The organism is Mucilaginibacter flavidus (assembly GCF_024055575.1).
GTDB classification, from domain to species: domain Bacteria; phylum Bacteroidota; class Bacteroidia; order Sphingobacteriales; family Sphingobacteriaceae; genus Mucilaginibacter; species Mucilaginibacter flavidus.
Genome location: NZ_JAMXOE010000035.1, coordinates 16,953 through 38,307 on the forward strand (window position 1 = coordinate 16,953; position 21,355 = coordinate 38,307).

Annotated in this window: 20 protein-coding genes; 6 read left to right on the forward strand and 14 right to left on the reverse strand. The window is 44.9% G+C overall.

The annotated features are described in order from the left end of the window. The first annotated feature begins 105 nt into the window (after positions 1-105). Both NAF19_RS28490 and NAF19_RS28495 read left to right on the forward strand, forming a co-directional pair. Complete coding sequence (locus tag NAF19_RS28490; RefSeq protein WP_252793780.1) at positions 106-402, forward strand: hypothetical protein; 297 nt, start codon at positions 106-108, stop codon at positions 400-402. A gap of 22 nt (positions 403-424) precedes the next feature. Continuing rightward, positions 425-1,204 carry a PI-PLC domain-containing protein gene (locus tag NAF19_RS28495; RefSeq protein ID WP_252793781.1) on the forward strand — a complete coding sequence of 260 codons (780 nt, stop codon included), beginning with the start codon at positions 425-427 and terminating at the stop codon, positions 1,202-1,204. Between the two features lie 97 nt (positions 1,205-1,301). Here the strand turns inward: NAF19_RS28495 and NAF19_RS28500 are convergent, their stop codons facing one another. From NAF19_RS28500 to NAF19_RS28545, 10 genes are all read right to left on the reverse strand, one after another. Then, the gene (locus NAF19_RS28500; RefSeq protein ID WP_252793782.1) at positions 1,302-3,569 is read right to left on the reverse strand and encodes a caspase family protein; all 2,268 of its coding nucleotides are present in this window, start codon (positions 3,567-3,569) and stop codon (positions 1,302-1,304) included. A 1-nt stretch (position 3,570) separates the two neighbouring features. After that, complete coding sequence (locus NAF19_RS28505) at positions 3,571-4,998, reverse strand: C1 family peptidase (protein WP_252793783.1); 1,428 nt, start codon at positions 4,996-4,998, stop codon at positions 3,571-3,573. 68 nt (positions 4,999-5,066) lie between these two features. Continuing rightward, a complete protein-coding gene (ispG, locus tag NAF19_RS28510) occupies positions 5,067-7,067 on the reverse strand; it encodes a (E)-4-hydroxy-3-methylbut-2-enyl-diphosphate synthase (RefSeq protein ID WP_252793784.1) in 2,001 nt (666 codons plus the stop codon). A 71-nt stretch (positions 7,068-7,138) separates the two neighbouring features. After that, positions 7,139-7,705: a hypothetical protein gene (locus NAF19_RS28515; RefSeq protein ID WP_252793785.1), complete on the reverse strand. Its 567-nt coding sequence runs from the start codon at positions 7,703-7,705 to the stop codon at positions 7,139-7,141. Positions 7,706-7,723: 18 nt separating this feature from the next. Next, on the reverse strand, positions 7,724-8,218 hold the full coding sequence (locus NAF19_RS28520) for a GNAT family N-acetyltransferase (RefSeq protein ID WP_252793786.1): 495 nt from the start codon (positions 8,216-8,218) through the stop codon (positions 7,724-7,726). Between the two features lie 267 nt (positions 8,219-8,485). Next, positions 8,486-9,229, reverse strand: a complete 744-nt coding sequence (locus NAF19_RS28525) for an ABC transporter ATP-binding protein (protein ID WP_252793787.1) — start codon at positions 9,227-9,229, stop codon at positions 8,486-8,488. 1 nt (position 9,230) lies between these two features. Further along, entirely contained in the window at positions 9,231-10,709 is a 1,479-nt protein-coding gene (locus tag NAF19_RS28530) for a DUF5687 family protein (RefSeq protein ID WP_252793788.1), read from the reverse strand. Between the two features lie 131 nt (positions 10,710-10,840). Further along, complete coding sequence (locus NAF19_RS28535; RefSeq protein WP_252793789.1) at positions 10,841-12,121, reverse strand: replication-associated recombination protein A; 1,281 nt, start codon at positions 12,119-12,121, stop codon at positions 10,841-10,843. Between the two features lie 98 nt (positions 12,122-12,219). Further along, entirely contained in the window at positions 12,220-12,552 is a 333-nt protein-coding gene (locus NAF19_RS28540; RefSeq protein WP_252793790.1) for a type II toxin-antitoxin system RelE/ParE family toxin, read from the reverse strand. Next, on the reverse strand, positions 12,542-12,775 hold the full coding sequence (locus tag NAF19_RS28545; RefSeq protein WP_252793791.1) for a hypothetical protein: 234 nt from the start codon (positions 12,773-12,775) through the stop codon (positions 12,542-12,544). The genes NAF19_RS28540 and NAF19_RS28545 overlap by 11 nt, the downstream gene beginning before the upstream one ends. Positions 12,776-12,883: 108 nt before the next feature. Here NAF19_RS28545 and NAF19_RS28550 point away from each other — a divergent pair, with 108 nt between their 5' ends. The 4 genes from NAF19_RS28550 to NAF19_RS28565 all read left to right on the forward strand — a co-directional run bounded on the left by NAF19_RS28550 (position 12,884) and on the right by NAF19_RS28565 (position 15,730). Continuing rightward, the gene (locus tag NAF19_RS28550; protein WP_252793792.1) at positions 12,884-13,519 is read left to right on the forward strand and encodes a DNA-3-methyladenine glycosylase family protein; all 636 of its coding nucleotides are present in this window, start codon (positions 12,884-12,886) and stop codon (positions 13,517-13,519) included. A 54-nt stretch (positions 13,520-13,573) separates the two neighbouring features. After that, entirely contained in the window at positions 13,574-14,131 is a 558-nt protein-coding gene (locus NAF19_RS28555) for a sugar O-acetyltransferase (RefSeq protein WP_252793793.1), read from the forward strand. Between the two features lie 27 nt (positions 14,132-14,158). Next, a complete protein-coding gene (locus tag NAF19_RS28560) occupies positions 14,159-14,566 on the forward strand; it encodes a hypothetical protein (RefSeq protein WP_252793794.1) in 408 nt (135 codons plus the stop codon). Positions 14,567-14,686: 120 nt separating this feature from the next. Beyond that, on the forward strand, positions 14,687-15,730 hold the full coding sequence (locus NAF19_RS28565) for a DUF4097 family beta strand repeat-containing protein (protein WP_252793795.1): 1,044 nt from the start codon (positions 14,687-14,689) through the stop codon (positions 15,728-15,730). Positions 15,731-15,830: 100 nt separating this feature from the next. Here the strand turns inward: NAF19_RS28565 and NAF19_RS28570 are convergent, their stop codons facing one another. The 4 genes from NAF19_RS28570 to NAF19_RS28585 form a co-directional block, all read right to left on the reverse strand. Continuing rightward, positions 15,831-16,736 carry a hypothetical protein gene (locus tag NAF19_RS28570; RefSeq protein WP_252793796.1) on the reverse strand — a complete coding sequence of 302 codons (906 nt, stop codon included), beginning with the start codon at positions 16,734-16,736 and terminating at the stop codon, positions 15,831-15,833. 35 nt (positions 16,737-16,771) lie between these two features. Continuing rightward, on the reverse strand, positions 16,772-17,611 hold the full coding sequence (locus tag NAF19_RS28575) for a glycoside hydrolase family 16 protein (RefSeq protein WP_252793797.1): 840 nt from the start codon (positions 17,609-17,611) through the stop codon (positions 16,772-16,774). A gap of 177 nt (positions 17,612-17,788) precedes the next feature. Further along, positions 17,789-19,027, reverse strand: a complete 1,239-nt coding sequence (locus tag NAF19_RS28580; RefSeq protein ID WP_252793798.1) for a family 16 glycosylhydrolase — start codon at positions 19,025-19,027, stop codon at positions 17,789-17,791. A gap of 151 nt (positions 19,028-19,178) precedes the next feature. Next, positions 19,179-21,074 carry a glycoside hydrolase family 30 beta sandwich domain-containing protein gene (locus tag NAF19_RS28585; protein ID WP_252793799.1) on the reverse strand — a complete coding sequence of 632 codons (1,896 nt, stop codon included), beginning with the start codon at positions 21,072-21,074 and terminating at the stop codon, positions 19,179-19,181. Positions 21,075-21,355: the final 281 nt, after the last annotated feature.

Below are 21,355 nucleotides of genomic sequence, written 5' to 3' on the forward strand. Positions count from 1 at the left end.
CGTCGCTGTTGTTGTTGTTATGACAAGCAGTTGCAAAGGGTGATACCTGGCGATAAAAAACAATTGCTTCTTTGCTTTTTATAAGTTGTTTCATATCCGTGATCCATGGCTATAGATTTTTATGACATACGAGATGCGAGCCGAAAACACCGGCTTTTCGGAATTGAGCAGAAAGATTTTGAGCTTATTTACGATGCCGTTGCTGAACTGCAAAGACGGACAGGGATTTTAATTGATCAGTACGGAAAGACCCGGCTTGGTGGTGCTCATCTTGAAATAGTAATTTCGGCTGTACAAAAAATTCTGAATGATACTCAAGATATTTCTATCAAAAAGAGGATAGAAGAGATTTTATTAGCTTTATCAAGCTCGACTGACGGGTACTTAATATTGGGCGATTAATAACTTAGGTGCGATAAGAAAAATGCAGAATAATATAAAAACGTTAAAACTCATATTACTAATTGCAGTCGGTCTTGTTTCCTGCAACACCTCCACAAAAACCTACACCCCTGCCGACGCGCACTCCCATAACGACTACAAAAACAACATCCCGTTTTACCGGGCGTATAATGCCGGTTTTGGCTCGATAGAAGCGGACGTATTTGCTGTAAACGCACAACTGATGGTTGCGCATAAAGAAGAGGAAATTGCACCGGCACGGTCGCTTAAATTCTTGTATATCGACCCGTTGGTTGAGAAGTTAAAAAAAGACACCGCGAGAAAACTGCGGCTGCTTATAGAAATTAAAAAAGACTACTCGATAACCCTGCCGTTGGTAATCAGCGAACTGAAGCCCCTTAGTCAATATTTTGATTATCCTGGTCACCCCGGAAGGCTTTCGATTGTAATGACAGGTAAAGTTCCACCGGGCGAAGTGATGCTCGCCTACCCCGCATGGATGAGCTTTGATGTTGATCATATGAGCGGGTTTACCCCGCAGCAATTCACCAAAATCGGCCTCATAAGCGTGCCGTTTCATAAGTACTCCAAGTGGAGCGGGGCCGGCGAATTGGTAAACGAAGATGTAGACCGTATAACCGGCCTTATCGACAGCGCGCATGCTTTAGGTAAGAAGATACGTTTCTTCGCCATCCCAGACACCAGCACTTGCTGGAAAAAGTTGATTAAACTTCATGCCGATGTTATAGGCACGGACCATATTAATGAACTGGCGGATTTTTTGAATAAGAAAGCGTATTGATTTGAAAATTTGATGATTGGTTGATTTGAAGATGGTAGCCAATAGATTTCGCATTTTCAAATCACCACATTTTCAAATCTTCAAATTACCTGCCCTCTTATTTCCTGATAAAAATAAAATCCCCGCCCTCATCGCCGGCCTCCCGTATCTCACCAAACTGCGGCACCTGGCCGTTGGGACTATTGTTTATCACAGCCGCTTTAAAGCTGGCAAACAGTTGCTCTGATGGCAAAAACTTGTCCGTATTTTCGGTTAGCCGTTTTACAAGGTATTGCATAAATACGCTTTTATCCGGTACCTCTTTCATGGCGCCGCTGGTCATTGCTTTACGGCTTGGTAGTTTGTACAATTCCTGCACATCCTTCGGTGCCATTTCAATGGCCCGGGTTTTAAATATACTACCCGAAAAACATGCATCACTAATCAATAAGGTGTGTTTTGATTTTATAGCGGTGATGTAATCTATAAGGTCGGCGTTTGATATCCATGTATCCCTGCGGGTGCGCACGGCGTCGGCAGGGTACCAATAGCCCTGTAAATGGGTTTCGTCGTAGTAGCCATGGCCGGCATAAAATATCAGCAGGTTATCTTCCGGCTTTACCTTTGCCGAGACATCATCAAGCGCCGCGAAAAATTGCGCACGGGTTGGATTTTTTAGCAGGGTGACGCTTTCATTATTAAAGGTATAATTACCGGTTAGCGCCTGCGAAAGGGTGGCAGCATCGCCCACCGGGCCTTCGAGGCTTGGTATTGACTGGTCCTGGTAATCCTGCACGCCTATCAACAAGGCATAAAACTTGCCTTGCGCTGCGGTTTGGGTTATGGCCGCCACAGTGCTGGCGGCAACGTTATTACGTGTTACCGAAAATCGTTGCTGCCCCTTATTCATATTATTATCGGTGGCTACAACCAGTAAGGGATTCTCGCCAATAGCCATCGGCACGTCTACGGTAAAGCTGCCTGTTTTATCAACTACAGCCTGTATACCGTTTACCACTACCGAAAATATGCCGCTTGGGTCCTTAGCTATCCCGGCAACGTGCAACACATCGCTGCTCTGCACTACCTTGAGACCACGTGTTACTTCTGGCGAGGTAATAAAAATCTCGGGAGGAGTAATATCATTTTGTGCAGTAACTGTTGCTGCCGGCTTCGGTTTATCCAGGTAACCAAAAGTAATGTAATTAAAGCCGACATTTTGGTTAGCGCTCACCGACACGCCGAACTGGTGACCGGTAAATTCAATTTCCGGGTGCGATGTAACCAGTTGGTCGTTAATGTAAAAATTTAGCTGTCCGTTTCTATGGGCAATGCCAAGCTTATTTTTCGACAGGTCGCCTTTTCTTATGGCATCAGATGCTGTCCAGGTCACAATGGTTTTAAAACCAGCTTTGTCAATCGAGCCGATGTAGTAATAACCGCCAGCGCCCATCCAAAACATATAATTATGCTGCTCGTCGCAACCGAAAACAAGGCCATAGCCAAAATTTTGGGTGCCTGAATAATGTACCGCCTCGGTTTCCATTAAATAATCGCGACGCATATCAACCTTTAAATCGGCCGAAGTAACCGATGCGTTGTAACCAGTTTTGGCGCGGCGCACCATTTTAAAATAACCGTCAGTTAACGCCGTGGTTAGTGAGTCTGTTGTGGGTAGTACCCATTGGTTATTGTCGTCGGCGTTAAAGTCAGTGTGGTAGGCAGTTTCCAATATACCTGCACTTATGGCCGGGGTATTTGCGGCTGCTTCATTGTCGCCGGAGGCCAGGTAAACCAGCTTAATATAGTCAAAAGCAGCAGTTTGCTGTTCCATTACCACAGGGCCAAAATGATTGCCGAAAGGTTGCAATGGCGGCAGTTCGGCCACCTGTACGCCGTTTATGTAAAACTTATTTCTATCCAGCAGCTTTTCTATGCGCAATTTATTCGATGCATTACCCTGCAATATCGCGGGCGAGGTTGTCCAGTTAATTAAGGCCGACGTTTGGCCGCGGTCAAATTTGCCAACCTGGAAGCTGCCGGTGGCAGTAATGCAAAAGAAATAGGTATTCAGCGCGTCCTGTCCAAAAAAAGCCAGCCCGGCCGGGAAGTTGGTTCCTCCCGTCACGTGCGAAAAAGTTGTTTGTATGGCAAAATTCCGGTTGTAGTCAACCGGCACCAACTGCGCCACCACGGTTGACGAATGTTGTTTATGGGTAAGCAGGTATTTACCGCCCGCTATACGGGCATTGCTTACCTGGTCATCGTAATCTCTCCATGACGATTCTCCATTGCTGAATGCATTGTAATAGATAAGGCTTTGGGCACTGGCAGTGCCGCAAAGCAATAACGCAAAAAGGTAAATTGCTGTAAATATTCTTCTCATATCATTTGTGGTCTAGCTCCACCATCATCGCAACGATGTCTTTACCGTTGCTGTTGCCATCAAAGGCAATATTATCATTGCTGAACTTTATGTTTTTAGGGTCGACTATCCTGCTACTCAAAACGTTATACACCCGTTCATTAAATGTACCGGTTTTGGCACCTACCTGGGCAATTATGTCGTTTATGTTCAACTCCGTTTTACTGTATAAAACGGATAAAAAGTCTTTACCGGGCTGGTTATCAAACTGGATAAAATGATCTTCATCAGGAATGGCGACATCGTTCTTTTTGTAGTTGAGTGCAGCACTAATCCCCTCTTCATAAGGGAAAATTTTGGTTACCTGGTTGGTAAGGTCCGAACTGATGGCGTATACATACGCCGGCTGATTATTTGAAATATAAATCCTGAAATTTGTTCCCGACGTGTACGGGTTTGCGGTTTGATAAATGGTGAGCGGCTGAGGCGTTGTTTTAGCAGTAACGACTTTTAACCCGCGTGTGGATACCAGTAAGTTGGCAGGCATTTGCTCACCTGTTGACAGCGTAAGCTTTATCGACCCTGATAAATCCGGCGTGTCTGGTGCAGCATCGGGCAAATCAACAAACTCATAAGCGTATTGCACAAAGCTCGTAAAATCCGCGTACCGAATCCAGATGTAACCACTGTTACCCCAGGTCGTGCCCCAGCTATTTTGAATTTCAAATGCCCCACCGTACATGTTATCATCATAGCCAACCACACACATGGCATGACCACCCAAATTTGACGCCGGCCTTTCCTTTGGTATCCAATAGCGATGAGCGGTGTCAAAGGAGTCGGGGCATAACATTCCTATAACTACTGGTTTTTTTTCAGAAATGGATTTTTTTACGGCCTGTATTTTGATATTGGGCGAAGAGGTAACGTCAAAAAGGCGTGCGAAATCTTTTAACTTAGCATTCGACGCTACATTTATTTGAGTATTATCAACTGCAGGTACACACAGAACGGGTAAATCGTTATAATGGATACTGCCGGTAGTTTTCATAAGCTGGAAAGCTGTGCCCAGGTTTGAGCCTCCTACGCAAGCCCCATCGTTAGGGCGAAGCAGCCGGAACAGGAATGCAGCTGAATAAGCGTGTTTGGTAATACTATCTTTATTGGTCCAATTATATTTTATAGCGTCGACCATAGTGCGGCCGCAATAAGCGCTGGCCCATGCTGCACAGGTGCCGTAACTTTCCTGCGTTTTTGGGATGGGAGCGTATTGTTTGATAGATGCCTGCGCTGGCAACACATCGAGCGCGCGGGTAAGTTTTGCTTTTTTAGGTACTTGTTGGTAGCCGTTATCGTCAATATCCATCCCACGGGAGTGGACCTGACCCATAACGAATCCGCAATTCAATAAAAAAAATAAAGCAGGGAAGTAAAATTTGAGCTTATACATGCAAATTAAATTACAGGTATAATTTAAAACTAATAATTGAATATTGCAACTTATATTCAGCGAGTTAGCTATATATTTTCTTGTTCAACCCAATTGCCGTCCTCTTTGATGATCCCAATCAGTTCATCAAGCGCGTTGGCCGAATTGATGTTCTTCTTCACGGCTTCCTTGCCTCGGTATAGGGTGATTTTATCGGTGCCTGAACCCACGTAACCATAGTCGGCATCGGCCATTTCACCGGGGCCATTTACGATGCAGCCCATAATGCCAATTTTCAGGCCTTTGAGGTGACTGGTACGGCTGCGGATCATCTGCGTGGTAATCATTAAATCGAACAGCGTGCGGCCACAACTGGGGCACGAAATGTATTCTGTTTTTGAAATGCGCGAACGCGTGGCCTGCAATATGCCAAATGCTGTTGAGGTAATTATTTTTGTTTCGATACCCGGCGCAACAACCCATATGCCATCCCCAAAGCCGTCGACTAATAAAGCGCCAAGGTCGGTACCGGCGTAGAGTTGCAAGTTCTGAGTCTTTAGTTCGGGGCCTTCCGTCGGGAAGGAGTATTCGCGTTTTACAATCACCGGCACATCTAAACCCAATTCCTCCATTTTAAAGAAAAACGAACGCTGGTCTGTCATACCCAGTGCCGACTCGGTCTCCAGCACAAATACCAGCGACTGGTCGAACGGCAAAGCGCCGAACGCATCCGAGTCAATATCCGCAGGCTTAAGTTTTACCAGGTTTAAGGCTGATGACTTGTCGGCGTCCTGCACATATTCATCCAACGTAAACAATGGATGGCACATGGTTTTATCGGCCAGCTTAAGCCAGGTCTTATAATTGTAAAGCTGCTTTAAATTGCCCGGCAGGTTAAACGAGGGCAACTCATCAGCAAAATATACAAAATCAACCGATTGCTCGGCCATGTTATATTTATCCAGTAGCGGCGAGTACAGGTAGCCCGCATCACTTAATATCGCTGGATCTTTAAGGTTTTTGTTCGATAAATCAACCACTACCCTCGGTACCATGTGCCCGCCTATAAAAGCATTGGCCTCATAGGTATGGCGGCGTTTGTATTCGTATGGATTGTGCTGCAAGTCCTGAGTCTTAAGTCCTGAATCTTGAGTCGACTTTTGACTTTCGACTAAAGGCTTACGACTCGAGTACCGTTCCACTAATGCAATAGCCACCGGGGCTTCTGCTTCGGGTTCTTCGGTGAGGGATACACGCACGGTATCGCCCAGTCCGTCTTCAAGCAATGTACCGATACCAACGGCTGATTTTATGCGACCGTCTTCGCCGTCGCCGGCTTCGGTTACGCCAAGGTGCAGCGGATAATTCATCCCTTCGGCAACCATGGTTTCAACCAGCAAGCGATAGGCCTGCACCATAACCTGTGGATTGCTCGATTTCATGGAGATTACCAAGCTGTAGTAATTCAGATCTTCGCAAATGCGGATAAACTCCATTGCGCTTTCCACCATCCCTTGCGGGGTATCGCCATAGCGGCTCATGATCCGGTCGCTCAGCGAACCGTGGTTAGTGCCTATACGCATGGCCGTGCCATACTCTTTACAGATTTTTACCAACGGCGCAAACTTTTGATAGATGCGCGACAATTCGCCCTGGTACTGGGCGTCTGTATAATCTATCTGGTCGAATTTCTTTTTATCAGCATAGTTGCCGGGGTTCACGCGCACTTTCTCAACTATACGGGCGGCAACTTCGGCGGCATTGGGGGTAAAATGGATATCGGCTACTAAAGGCACGGTGTAACCACGCATGCGCAGCTGCTTTTTTATTTCGGCCAGGTTTTGGGCTTCCTTTATGCTTGGGGCGGTAATGCGCACATACTCGCAGCCAGCATCGACCATGCGGATGCTTTGCTCAACCGTACCCATGGTGTCCATGGTGTCGGTGGTCGTCATGCTTTGTATGCGGATGGGGTTATTGCCACCCATCGGCACATCGCCAATAGCAACCTCTCGGGTCACAAACCGCGAGTATTCAGTCAGCGAATTACAATAACGGCCATGCAACAGTTTTACAGCATCCATATCCATGGTGCAAAAATACGAAATTGTTTATTTGTTGTAAGGTTGGAAAGTTGAAAGGGTGTAATGTTATTTCCGGTTTAATTTCCTTTCGCCGGCGCTTCCGCCTCCCGTTTCATTTGGTATCCAACAATGAGCTGCCGATATGTCCAGTGGTGCTCCTGTTTTTCAAGCAGGTACTTATGAAAGGCTTCCATATCTGCATCCGGCATTCCTACTACTTTAAGATATTTCAAGCTGCTTTCCCAGTTACCAGGTGTAAATCGCCGTTTCTCGAGTATCATCTGAGCTATGACTAAATTTCGAACCGACGTATAACCAGTATCTTTTTTAGCATTATTTATAAAGGTTGATATATCGCCGTAAGTTATTTTTCCATCCCCCTTGGCTTTAATTCTTCCTAATAATAACGTACCCAGCACTGGCCCATCGCTGTAAATTCTAAGGTCAACGCTGTCGAGGCCAAGGCAGTCGGCATGTTTATTAAAATTAGCTAACACTTCCTGTTGATTTTCAACTGCAATGTTTTGCTTCAGCAGTTTCGAACAATTGAAAGCCACTTGTGCTGATGCATCGATACAAAAACATGTAAAAACACCAATAAAGACTATTAATCGGGGTGGTAATACCTGGCGGATTTGCTTCATAATGAAGTGAATATACAATTATAATTTCTTTCGCATCACAAAATCATTCATCCAGTATTTGCCGATGGGCACATCCTCTTCGTAAGCTACTTCAAACCCCATCTTTTCGTAAAAAGTTTTGGCATTATTGTGGCGGTTTACGTTGAGGTCGAGGGTGTGTATACCGGCGGCAATTGTATTATCAATTACCCGGTTTATCAATATTTTGCCGTACCCCTTTCCCTGTGTTTGCGGCAGGCAGTATAATTTATGCAACTTGTAAATTTCAGAATTTTCCTCGCGCGGCGAATAGGCCGCAAAAGCCACAGGCTCACCTCCTTCAATCAACATTAAAAACGTTTGGATATTGTTGCTGATTTGCGAGGTTAATTTTTCTGTCGAGTAAATTTCGGCCAGCATAAAATCCAATTGTTCTTTGGCAAGTATGGGAGCGTAAACCTGTCGCCAGGTTGTTTCGGCTATTTCGCGGATGGCCTCAACATCGTTGATTGTTGCTTCCCTTATAGAGTGCATATATGTAATTTCTTTGTATGTTCTTTTGCCTTCTCCGCGCCCCGATAAGCAGTTTTTACAAAAGTACTGACACCAATTTGTCAGTACTTTTCGCATTTTTTAGCGTGAAAAATAGCCTAAAAGGTGCGTTTTTAACACTGAAATAAGCTTTTTAACACTTGAGGCGAACCGCTTACTGTTCCACCCTGTTCCTTATGTTTCACTGTGCACAGCAACGTAAAACTATACATCGTTCACAAGCATACACCCAGCGCAATATGGATTAATTTAATGATTTTCTTCTATATCGATAATGGTTTTTGCTGACACAATTTGTCCTACGCCAAAGTATTCTTCCAGTTCATTTAAGGTTGATGAGTTGGTAGCGATATCTTTTATTATCACGCCTTTCTCCATCAGCAGTATGCGGTCACACACATCGGTAATGTGATTAAGGTCGTGGCTGGAAATAAGGGTTGTTACCCCTTTGTTTTTATTTAAATCCTTTAAAATACTTTTCAGCCTGAACTGGGTGCTGGGGTCTATATTAGCAAACGGTTCGTCGAGCATCAGCAGCTCCGGGTTTTGTAAAAGGCATGATGCCACCCCCACCTTGCACTGGTTCCCTTTGGAAAGGTCGCGGATATATTTACCTTTTTTTAATATCTCGCCGTTAAAAAAATCGGTAAGTCCTGCTAAAAAATCATCAACATGTGCGCGGCTTTGCTGGTGCAGGCCGCCGATAAAGTAAAAATATTCTTCAGGTGTAAGGTAATCAATCAAAAACCCCTCATCAAGGTATGATGCGGTGTAGTTTTTCCAGTTTTCGTGCCCGGCAACATTCTCCCCATTCGACAAAACCTGCCCGGCCTCGGGCCTGATTAAATCAAGCATCACACGGAACAGGGTAGTTTTACCCGCACCGTTGTTGCCCACCAACCCTACGCTTTCACCTTTTTTAATGTGGATCTCCGGAACATTTACAACAATTGCGCCGTTGTAAACTTTTTTAAGGTTTTTAATCTCTATCATCTTATTTATTTCTGAAGCCTTCAGCTATGGTGTATCTTTTTGTGTGAAAATCCGCCTCCAGTTTTTTTATCCAAAAACCGCGGGTAAATGTGCAAACCAACCCTACTATCCCAAGTATGCCCAGCCCCGTGTTTGCCTGGTGAAATAAGACAAACGGCACGTATATTACAAAAGGGGCAACCAAGAGCGGGAATGATAAAATCCATTGGTTACCGCTCATCCCTTCCCAGTTAAACGCAGCGCCTTTTGACAGGTCCATGCGCTTATAATTACGATTGGCAAAAAACAGCACCATGGTAGTATTTACGCCTATGTTCCATAAATACATAATTACTTCAATCACCAGTGTCTTCCAGCCAAAGTAAACATAGGGCGTTGCAAGCAGTAAAAATACCGTTGATACCATAGTGAACAGCAGGTATTTAGCCCTCAAAAACTCACCGAACTTTACTTTGCTTACCAGCAGCCCATCAAAATGCGAGGCCTGCCAGGCATACATAAACTGCCCATAATTGATGATGAAAATACCCGTCATAAACATGCTTACAAATACTTTGTAGCCCTCACCATTCATTTGGGGGTTCGGATAAAACATTAATCCGTAAAACATAAAAAACAGGCCCATAATTAGGGCCGAACGCGGGCGTTTGTTGCGAAAAATAAGTTTAAGCTCATTAGCCGCTAAATCGCCAACACTGCCAAAGCGGCTCAGGAAAGGATATTCTGTGCTGCTTTTATATTTGGTGTCTTTACGCGAGCCAAGCTCTTCCAGGTAAAGGTTATCTTTTAAATATACAAAGTTCAGGTAATACATTACCGCGCCGAGCAACACAGGTATAATTGCCAAAAGCGGGTACTTTATTAAGCCGCCGAAAAACAGGTACGAAAATTTGCGGATGGAAATAAAATGCCAAAGAAAATCAGACAGGCCAATCAATATAATCACAGCCACGGCAATTAAAAATATCCAGCCGTTTATGTTTGCCTTCCGTTTCAAATACAAGGCCAGGTAATTGTTAAATACCGTAAGGCCGGCTATAGAAACCACAAAGGCAAGGGCCGCTACACCACCCGAATCGGTCATGATGATTTTTAAAACAAAAGGGACAAATAACAGAAAGGGCCACAGGTTAAAAACCGAAAGTAAAGCAGTAAACGCCAGGTAACGCACCAGCGAATTACGTTTGACCGGCAGTTGCAGATAGGGTTGTACCCGTAGTGTCGGTAAATCCTGCAGTTGCAGGCGCGTAAATAAGTCGCTTAAGTAATACAGCAATATTATACCACAGTAAGTAACAACTATATCAGTTTTGCCCCCGGCCTTTAGCAACAGCTTATCCAGGCTAAAACCAATAACGCACACTATCAGCAACAGGTATAATATCAGCAAGCCCATTACTATACGCACCGCAATACTTTTGCCTGTGTTTTTTGAGCGCCAAAAAGCTTTTAGTTCATGTTTGACAAAGGTTGCGGTCATCTGAATAGTTCAATAATTAATCAGTGGTAATAATAGGCAAAAAATTGCATGTTTAAGTGACAGGCATCAACATTTCGATATCACGCCCTGAATTTCACGCCGTCCAAACATTCCCCCAGGGAGTAAAATTATCAATATTTATACCTGTTGCCCCAAAGCTTTTTCAACTTTTCTTTGGTCTCATTTTCGCGGGCATTATTGCCGGGGTCGTATAGTTTTGTGCCTTTAATAGCTTCGGGTAAAAAATCGAGGTCGGTAAAGTTGCCTTCATAGCTGTGGGCATATTTGTAGTCTTTACCGTATCCAATATTTTTCATCAGTTTGGTTGGTGCATTGCGCAGGTGCAGGGGCACGGGCAGGTCGCCCATTTGTTTAACCATGGCAATGGCGGCGCCGATTGCCGTTGTGGCCGAATTGCTCTTTGCCGATGTTGCCAAATAAATAGCCGTTTGTGACAATATCAATTGCGACTCGGGCATGCCTATTTTATTTACCGCTTCAAAACAGCTTTGCGCCAATAAAAGCGCATTTGGATTCGCGTTGCCAATATCTTCGGATGCCAGTATCAGCATCCTGCGGGCAATAAACAGCGGGTCTTCCCCGCCTACAATCATCCTGGCCAGCCAGTAAACAGCTCCGTTAGGGTCGCTGCCGCGCATGGATTTAATGAAGGCCGAAATAATATCATAATGCTGCTCGCCAGCCTTATCATACAGCGCCATGTTTTGTTGCACGTGCTCCAATACATTCTCATTGGTCAGCGTAATTTTCTTGCCCGGGAAAGCATTTACCAGCAGCTCAAAGATATTCAGCAGCTTGCGGGCATCGCCGCCCGAGAGTCGCAGCAACGCTTCGTTTTCTTTTATGGTGATGCTTTTCTTTTGCAGCACCTCGTCTTCTTTCATTGCCTTATCCACCAAACTAACCAAATCATCCTCGTTTAGAGATTGCAGGATGTATACCTGGCAACGCGACAGCAAAGCGGAGATAACCTCGAAAGAAGGATTTTCGGTAGTGGCGCCTATCAAAGTAACTGTCCCCCGCTCCACAGCGCCCAGCAACGAGTCCTGCTGCGATTTGGAGAAACGGTGGATTTCATCGATAAACAATACCGGCAGGATTCCGCCTTCGGCTTTTATCAACGAGGCTTTTTCAATTACCTCGCGCACATCTTTCACGCCCGAATTAATGGCGCTTAAGGCAAAAAACGGCCGGTCGAGGGTTTGGGAAATGATATAAGCCAGTGTGGTTTTCCCCACACCCGGCGGCCCCCAGAATATCATCGACGGCAGTTGGCCCGACTCGATAGCCTTTCGCAAAACTGCACCTTTGCCCACCAAATGTTTCTGCCCAACGTAATCGTCCAGGTTTTTGGGGCGCATGCGCTCGGCTAATGGCGGCAGGTTGTTCATATGGGTAAAATTGAGAAAAGTAAATGCTAAATCCTAATATTTTTAGCAGGATGCTGTGGAAATAACAAGAATGAATTATCATTGTTTTAGAGAGACGTTTAGATCAGTCCATTGTCGGCAAGAACCTGATCAAGAAAGTTATCAGAAATATTTTCCATATCCGATTTATCGTAAATCGAAACTAACGTAATGCGTTCCTTTAACACTTTTACACAAGTAATAACCCTTGAACCGCCCGACTTGCCGGCCATTTTTGATGTGATTTTCATGCGTACTTTAAAGCAGTTCTTGCCCAGGCTTTCGCCCTGAAAGGGGTTCTCTATAAGACTTTTCGCCAATTCGGAGACATCTTGCTTAATGGAAGGATACTTTTTGGCGAGTTTTTTTAGTTCGCGGTCAAAGTTTGGTATTGTTCTAAACTCAAAGCTCATCTAATAACTCTTGCAACGGGCGGTCTTTCAATTTTCCTTCTTCAACCATTTTAAGCTCAACAAATCCTTGTTTTACATTATTCCAGATTTCCCGCTGTTCAGAGGTTAGCTGCTCCTCCGCAGTTTTTGCAGGTTCAACCACTTTTACAAAGTTCAGTGACTTCATCAACTTCATAAAAAAAGCAAATTTATTTTCGGGTACATTAATGGTTACCTGTTTCATTATTTTAAGATATAATACAAAAGACAAACGCTTTTAAATCAAACTGATCACAAATATAATAAACAAATTTTATAATGTTATTTTTGAAACTCAAGGCAACAATAACCCGTGACTAACCAATTCACCAAATCTACCTTTCATTCTTTTTGCGACAAGCTAATTCCAACCGATACAGATTTAGCCGCCATCTTTAACGCTTATGGCTATCCGCCATTCTGGAACCGGCCCAATACATTCGAAACCCTGGTACATATTATTTTAGAGCAGCAGGTTTCGCTGGCATCGGCGCTGTCGGCTTTAAATAAATTGAAAGAGCGTTTACAGGAGTTAACCCCGGCCCGGTTGCTGTTATTAACCGACGAAGAAATGCGGGCCTGTTATGTTAGTCGCCAGAAAAACATCTACCTAAAATATTTGGCAGAAGCCATTTTAAGCGGGCAATTGAATTTGAAGTCCCTTGAAAATATGCCAGACGAAGAAGTGCGCACCAGGCTAACCGCCCTGAAAGGCATTGGCAACTGGACGACCGACATCTACCTAATTTTTGTTTTACAGCACCCCGATGTATTCCCCATTGGCGATTTGGCGGCGGTGAATGCCTTAAAACGGGTCAAAAATTTACCGACAGAAACTACAAAGGAGCAGGTGCTTGAAGTTGTCGCCCAATGGCAACGTTACCGAACCATTGCTACTATGCTGTTATGGCATTATTATTTATCGGCACCGAAGAAAGCGGCCAAATAAACCTACGAATGGCCTAAAACTTCGTAAGTTTAGCGAGCTATCAAATTAAATAATATGACCGAAAAAGAAAAGATGATAACTGCGCTCCCCTATCGCGCAAACGACCCGGAACTGGTTAAGCTTCGCCGGGAAGTGAGGTTAAAACTGGCAGCGTATAACACCCACTTGGAATATGATGCTGAGGAACTTTCAGGAACACTAAAAACCATTTTAGGCACAATGGGCAGCGGCAGCTGGATTGAACCCCCGTTTTATTGCGATTATGGCTTCAACATTACCACGGGCAAAGATTTTTACATGAATTTTGACTGCGTGATATTAGATGTAGCCCCTGTAACCATTGGCGACAATGTAATGTGCGGACCAAAAGTGCAATTACTCACCGCCACCCACAGCGTAAATGCAGAAGAACGCAATTTCTCGGGTACGGAGCTTGGCAAGCCCATTGTTATTGGCAACAGAGTTTGGATTGGTGCGGGTGTGATTGTTTGCCCCGGCGTTACCATTGGCGATGAAGCCGTAATTGGTGCGGGCAGCGTGGTTACGCGCGATATACCGCCGGGCGTGTTTGCTGCGGGGAATCCGTGTAAGGTGATAAAGGTTATTGAATGACACATTTTAAACCAGGAACATCAAAAAATGGCTGACGGTCGTATTGAAGGCTATTTGCAAAAGAATTTGCTATACGCATTTTTGATTAATGCTCTTTTTGCCTTTTTATCAGTGCAAGTGGTATACTCCCACCTGACAGGTAGCATGGAAGGCAACCAAGGGGTGATGATCGTGGCTTTATCAGGAGCAATATGGTCGGTATTTCTTACTGTTTGCTCAACCACCATATTTCTTAACATATATCCTTCCATCAGAAATGATAAAATCTACGTGTTTTTCACTTACTATCTTATACCGATAATAGCCGCATTAATAGCAGGAGGCTTTATGCGTTCATCCGGAATGCTGCCTGCATTTTTTACGGTAACTATTCCGTTTTTTATTTCACAAACTGTTTTCTATATAAGGTTTTTAAAAATAGCAGATAAACTTTAGCAGTACCCCCTGGAGCTTCAGTGTCGCAGGAATTGGTCTGACGTCCTCAAAAATAAATATCGGCCAACATGCAACGTATCAAATAAATTTTAAGTCTGATAGATAAACAAACTTAAAATCATGAAAGCTTATTTAACCTTATTGATAGTTGCCTGCCAAAGTGTTGCGGCGTTGGCACAGGATGACAAAACTCCTTATTTAACCAAATCACTTTCGAGCGATGCCATAAACAGCGTTGTTGTTTCTACTTCGGGAGGTGGCATAAAAGTTAGCGGCGAAAGCGGGCAGTCGCCACGCATTGAGGTTTATATTAGGGGCAATAACAATCGTCAACTATCGAAAGAAGAAATTCAAAAACGCCTGGCAGAAGATTATGAAATGAATATCGCCGTTAACGGGCATGAATTGAGCGCTACGGTAAAACAAAAACACCCTTTTCTTAACATGAACTGGCGCAATCAGATGAGTATTTCATTTAAAATATATGTACCCGAAAACGTAACCACCAATTTAAAGACCAGTGGCGGCGGCATCGATCTTGATAATTTAAAGGGTGCTGAAACATTTAGCACCAGCGGCGGCGGTTTACGGCTCAATAAGCTAACCGGCGTTATTCGCGGCCGTACATCGGGCGGCGGTATCGATGTTTCAAATTCGGGCGACGACCTCGACTTAAATACCAGCGGTGGCGGCATCACTGCAAAAAACTGCAACGGTAAAATAAGACTGGTAACCAGCGGCGGCGGCTTGCGCCTGGAGGATTTAAAAGGTAATATTTATGCCCATACCAGCGGCGGCGGCGTAGAAGGTCGCAACATTGACGGTGAGTTGGTTACAGGCACATCGGGCGGCGGCGTCGATTTAAAGAACATGAACTGCAGCCTTGACGCCTCTTCAAGCGGGGGTGGTTTAAGCATAGAAATGAAACATGTTGGCCAATACCTTAAATTGCATACCAGCGCAGGCAACATCGATCTGGATTTACCAGCAGGCCAGGGCCTCGATCTTGCAATAAGAGGCGAAGGCGTTAACCAGCACCCTACAAAGCTCAGCAACTTTAGCGGCGAGTGGAATAAAAACCGCATAAATGGCACTGTAAACGGCGGCGGCGCGCAGGTTTCCGCAAGCGCATCAAGTGGGGATGTGAATTTGAAGTTTAATTAAGCCAAATTGTAGAGACACAATACTTTGTGTCGCTGAAAGGCACGACTGAATTGTGGACATATATCAAAAAGCGGATTGGCCCAAAGTCAATCCGCTTTTTTTATTTATCGAGCGATAATATTATCCCGCCCGAAAAAAAATGCCCGTTGCGATAAACCCCGTTCAATTGTGTTTTGTCAACCTGGCCCGATGACAGGTAGAGTTGATCGGTGCCATTACCCGTTTGCCAGTTAAAATAGGTGTAGCCAATGCTTATTCCAACATTGGGTGTAATGTTATAAACCAGAGAACCATTTACATTTATACCGTAACCCTGGGCCACATGGCTGTAACTAACCGGGTGCATAAATTCGTTAATTAAGTTCCAGTTACCCTGCGCGCTATAGTTTACCTGGTTGTAGGTAACATCTGCTATGGCCTTCAATTCGCGCCAAATTTTAACGGAAGATTTTACTTTAATAAAAGCGCCTTTCCATTGCGTATTGTAAAAGCTGTTTAAATCAGGAAATCGGCCGGCAGCGTCGGTTATGTATAACGATTGTGTGTTGTTAGCATAGCCAGCAGAAGGCACAAGACTAAATCTGTCATTATTAAAAACAACGTACCCGGCTCCTGCATACCACGCAGATGTGTATCCCATGTTATCACTATAATTTTGGTTATAAGTTGGCTGACTGCGGTTGTCAGCCGAGTAGTCAATATCGCTTACACTGCCCGATTTTACGGCTGTGCGGTTATATCCGCCTAAAACAATAATATTATGCCAAACATTTGCCTGTAAGCCAGCTGCATAATTGGTGCCTTTAACATTTTGCCATTTAAGTTCGGATAAAACATTGGGGCTCTGCCCGTTGGTGTTGCCAGCAATTGACCAATGTAAATTATCTTGTTGGGGCCCGGCTGACAACGACAATTGTATTTTTCGTTCAATGCCCTGCCCATACCCAGTCCGCGCAATACACAGCATCAGCAAAATAAAAGGGCAAAGTTTTATCAGCCTTCTCAATTGTAAAGGAATTTAAGCAATGTTTTTAACTAGATTTAATTGGCCTTATATACCCTCACATAATCTACATACATTTTTGCAGGCAACAGGCTGTCGTCAATTGGCTGGTTCGGAAAATCGCCGCCAACTGCAAAATTCAGCAGTATAAAAAACGGCAGGTGGAAAGCGCCGGTATTATTGACATTATTGGCAATATTTGCGGTGACATATTGGGTGCTATCTACATACCAGCGTATTTCACTATTATCCCACTCAATAGCATAAACATGGTAATCACCGGCAGTTGCAATGGTGGTATTTAAACCATACTGTGCATGCCCGCCGCCGCTGTTCCAGTGTATGGTGCCATAAAACAGGTTATCGGCATTCACGTGCTCCATTATATCAATTTCGCCGCAATTGGGCCAGTTAACTGTAGTTATGTTTGAGCCTAACATCCAAAATGCCGGCCAAAACCCTGCGCCCAGGGGCGCCTTAATCCGTGCCTCAATTCGTCCATAAGTTGCAGTTACTTTGCCCTGCGAGTTCATCCTTGCCGAAGTATAAAGCTGTCCGCCTACGTTTTCTCTCTTTGCCGTTATCACCAGGTTACCTGCTTCAATAGTAGCATTTGCGGCCTGGTAATATTCCTTCTCGTTATTCACGCCAAGGTTGCCGGTTTCAAAATTCCAGTTCTTTGTTTTTACAGCCGTACTATCAAACTCATCCGACCATATTAAACTATACGTTACCGGGTCTTTTTTGTGCGTAGTATCTACTGGAGGTGTTGCCGTAATTTTACCCGGGGTATTGCTTTTTGAGCACGAGCTTACAAAAATCATCAACGCCAGTAAAACACCTGCGCCGTTGAGCATTTTAAATATTATTTTTCTCATTTGTATTATATTGGTGCTCTAAAGTAATAAATAGTATCGGGATAGTGGGTATTCTATTCAGGAATAAAGAGCGAGAGATGCAAGAGTTAAGAGGCCAAGAGTCAAGAATTTTCAGAATGACCAACATACCTGCTTTTCTCTTGGTTCTTGGCTCTCGCCCTCTTGTCTCTCTTTTCCCTACTGGTTTACTTTAAAAGCTTCCCATCCCGAAGCTGTGGCCCGGGTACAGGTCATTGCTATAGTGCCGTTTTCGCTCGAAATAAATTTGCCATTGTTGCCTTGCAGGGTTATGGTACCATCGGCATTGGTGCCCCAGGTAAATTTCTCCCAGTCGCCGGCGGTTGCGCGGTTACAGGTTATAGCCTGTGTGCCGTTTTCGCTCGATACGAATTTGCCCATGCTTTGCAGCTCAATTTTGCCGCCGCCGCCGCCAACAACTAAAAATTGCTCCCAGGCTTGTGCGGTTGGCCGATTGCAATTCATTGGCTGTGTGCCATTTTCTCCGCTAACATATTGGTTATTAAAACCTTTCAGGGTGATGGTTTGACCAATTGGCGGGCCGCTGCCACCGCTTGCTGCAGTATACACACGCACGTAATCAACCAGCATACTTGAGGGAAGCGCCCCTGTGTTAACAGTTTGCCCCGGAAGGTCGCCGCCTACAGCAAGGTTAAGTATTATGTAGAAAGGGTTATGGAACGCACCGGTGTTATTGATATTATTTTGGATATTGCCGGTTACATACAAGGTATTATCTACGAACCACTTTATGCTGTTGGTATCCCACTCAACGGCGTACACATGGTAATCAGCAAGAGTTGTGGTGGTGCTGCTACCGTATTGTACGTGCCCGCTGCCGCCATTCCAGTGCATGGTACCCAAAATAGTATTGCTGGTGTTCACCTGCTCCAAAATGTCAATCTCGCCGCAGTTCGGCCAGCCAACCCCGGGCGTGTTGATGTTTGTCCCGAGCATCCAGAATGCGGGCCAGCTGCCCTGGAAAGCCGGTACTTTAATACGTGCTTCAATCCTGCCATAGGTGGTGGAGAATTTTCCGAATGTTTCCAGCTTTGCCGAAGTGAATGGCTGCCCGCCGACGCTTTGGTTTTTAGCAGTTATAACCAGGTTGCCGCCGGTTACGGTGACGTTTGATGCCTGGTAATATTCCCGCTCGTTATTTACACCGGGGTTGCCCACGTCGACATTCCATTTGCTACCATCAACACTGGTGCCGTTAAACTCGTCGGACCATACCAGTTGCCAGGTTACCGCACGGGCTTGGGTAGTTTGTTCGCCGTTTATTGGCGCAGCATTTTTGGGTTGATTGTTCATATCCTTTTTACAGGAACTCACCATTGCCACCAGCGCCAGGACTACCCCGGCGCGGGTTAAAAAGTTAAAGAATTGTTTTTTCATAACGGTTTTATTTGGTTTGTTAAAAGAGAGCCAAGAATCAAGAGAGAAAACAGCTTTTTGGTGATATAATCACCATTGCGACCTCGTTTCTTAATTCTTTTTCGTCTTGATTCTTATAGTCTTGATTCTTCTGTATTGGTTCTTGGTTCTACTATTGGTTCACCTTAAACGATTCCCATCCCGAGGCCGTAGTGCGGGTGCAGGTCATGGCCTGGGTGCCGTTCTCGCTCGATACATAATCGTTGTTGTTACCCCTGAGTGTTATAGTGCCATCAGCGTTTACGCCCCATACAAATGCTTCCCAATCGCTATGGGTGGCGCGGTTGCAGGTAATAGCCTGCGTGCCGTTCTCGCTCGATACATATTTGCCCATGCTTTGGAGCGAAACTTTGCCATTACCTGCATCAACCACTAAAAACTGTTCCCAGGTACCTGCCGTGGCGCGGGTACAGGTCATGGCCTGGGTGCCGTTTTCACCGCTTACATAAAGATTATTGAAGCCCTTAAGTGTGATAGTTTGTCCAATTGGCGCACCACCACCGGTCCCGCTTGATTGGGTGCCTGCCCATTTAAAGGTGGCGGCAGCTCCGGCTGGTAAAGTGTACGTAAATGACTCTGCGCCCCACTTAATTTTAAACGACTGGCTGGAAGTTGCTGTGTTTAAAGCCACAACTACCTTGGTACCATCCGGATTTTTAAAGGCTACGTTTTGTATACTGGCCGAAAATGTGTTTGATGATATACGCACAGCCCCAGCCTTCACAAACTGCGATGCGTGAGCAACGGTGTAATAAGCCGTGTTTTTGGTATAGCTGTTGCCCGATATGGTTACAGCGCCCAAACAGGTGGTACAGCCGCCTGCTGTATGCGGGTTATTATTAGGGTCGGCAGCCAGGTTCCATTCCAATACCACACGGCTCCAGTTACGTGGGGCGCCAATGATGAGGTTGTTCATATGCCACGAAAAATCGCCTGCAAAATTGCCGGGAGCGCCTATAAACTGTTCGGTAAAGTATACGTTTTTAGTTGGAAACGCATTATGCACAGTAGTTAATGCACTGATGTCGCCGGCATAAAGGTGGAATGCTGATCCGTCGACATAGGGGTTAGCGCCGGCATCGCCTAAAACAGCTTCGGGGTAGTCGGGGCGGTCGCAGTTATGATCGTAAGCAACAATTTTGGTACTGATGCCATTAGCAGCAAACTGTGGGCCGAGGTTGTTTTTTATAAAATTGGTTTCCTCGTTGGCCTGCATCGTCATTGCAGGATTGTTGTTGGGATTAAGCGGCTCGTTTTGCGGACAAACAGCATAAATATTAATGCCCTGCGCTGCCATGGCCTGTATGTATTTTACAAAATAGCGGGCATAAGCATCATAATACGCCGGGTTTAAGTTGCCGCCGGTAAAACCGCCGTTGCCTGTTGTGCTTTGTTTCATCCACACAGGTGCAGTCCACGGTGTAGCCATTATTTTTATCGATGGGTTTATCGCGATAATTTTCTTGAGCACCGGCACCAGGTCGGTCATTTCCTGGCTGATGCTGAAGTGGGTGAGGCTGTTGTCGGTTTGCCCGGATGGCATGTCGTCATAGGTAAAATCGGACGAGCTCAAGTCCGATGCGCCGATAGTGATCCGCACAAATGCCGACCCCACGTGGCCCGAAGCAGTTGAAAAGATATCATTTAAAAAAGTTGTCTGATTGGCGCCCAGCCCGTTAATAAGTGATGCACTGCCACCGGTTAAGGCATAGCCAAAGCCATCAATGGTTTGGTAGGTTGTATTTTCGTCGACAGTGATAGTTGTGGCATTCGTACCTGCATCGGCGGCAAAGTTTACGCTGGTTTGTTGCGCCAACAGTTTGCTTTTGTCTGATGTGGTTTCCCAAATGCTAACGGTTTCATTGGCAGCCCTTGCTACTGTTGTAGGGCCACCGATTTTTGCCATGTCAGGGCTGCCTTTCGACATATCCTTTTTGCACGAATAAAAGAGCAACGCAGGGAGCAAGATTAATGCCGCCAGCAATTTCAGTTTGTAAATTGATTTCATAAATGGTTATAGTTTGTTGATTGGTTTAAGAGCCTGACCAAATAAAACTTTAACCTGCGCTTAAAAAAACAGTCGACAACTGAGCAACGCGCCAGCGGCGTTTTTTTCATTTTTAGTAAGACAGGCAGACGTATAGTTTTAAATTGGTAACACAAAACTATGTTAATTAATGAGACCGTTGCAGAATAAAAACATATAACATATTGTTAAATAGATAGTTAAGTATTTTTTGTATAATTAGACATGCCAACGAATACACAACAACTGAGCTTTTCGGCACT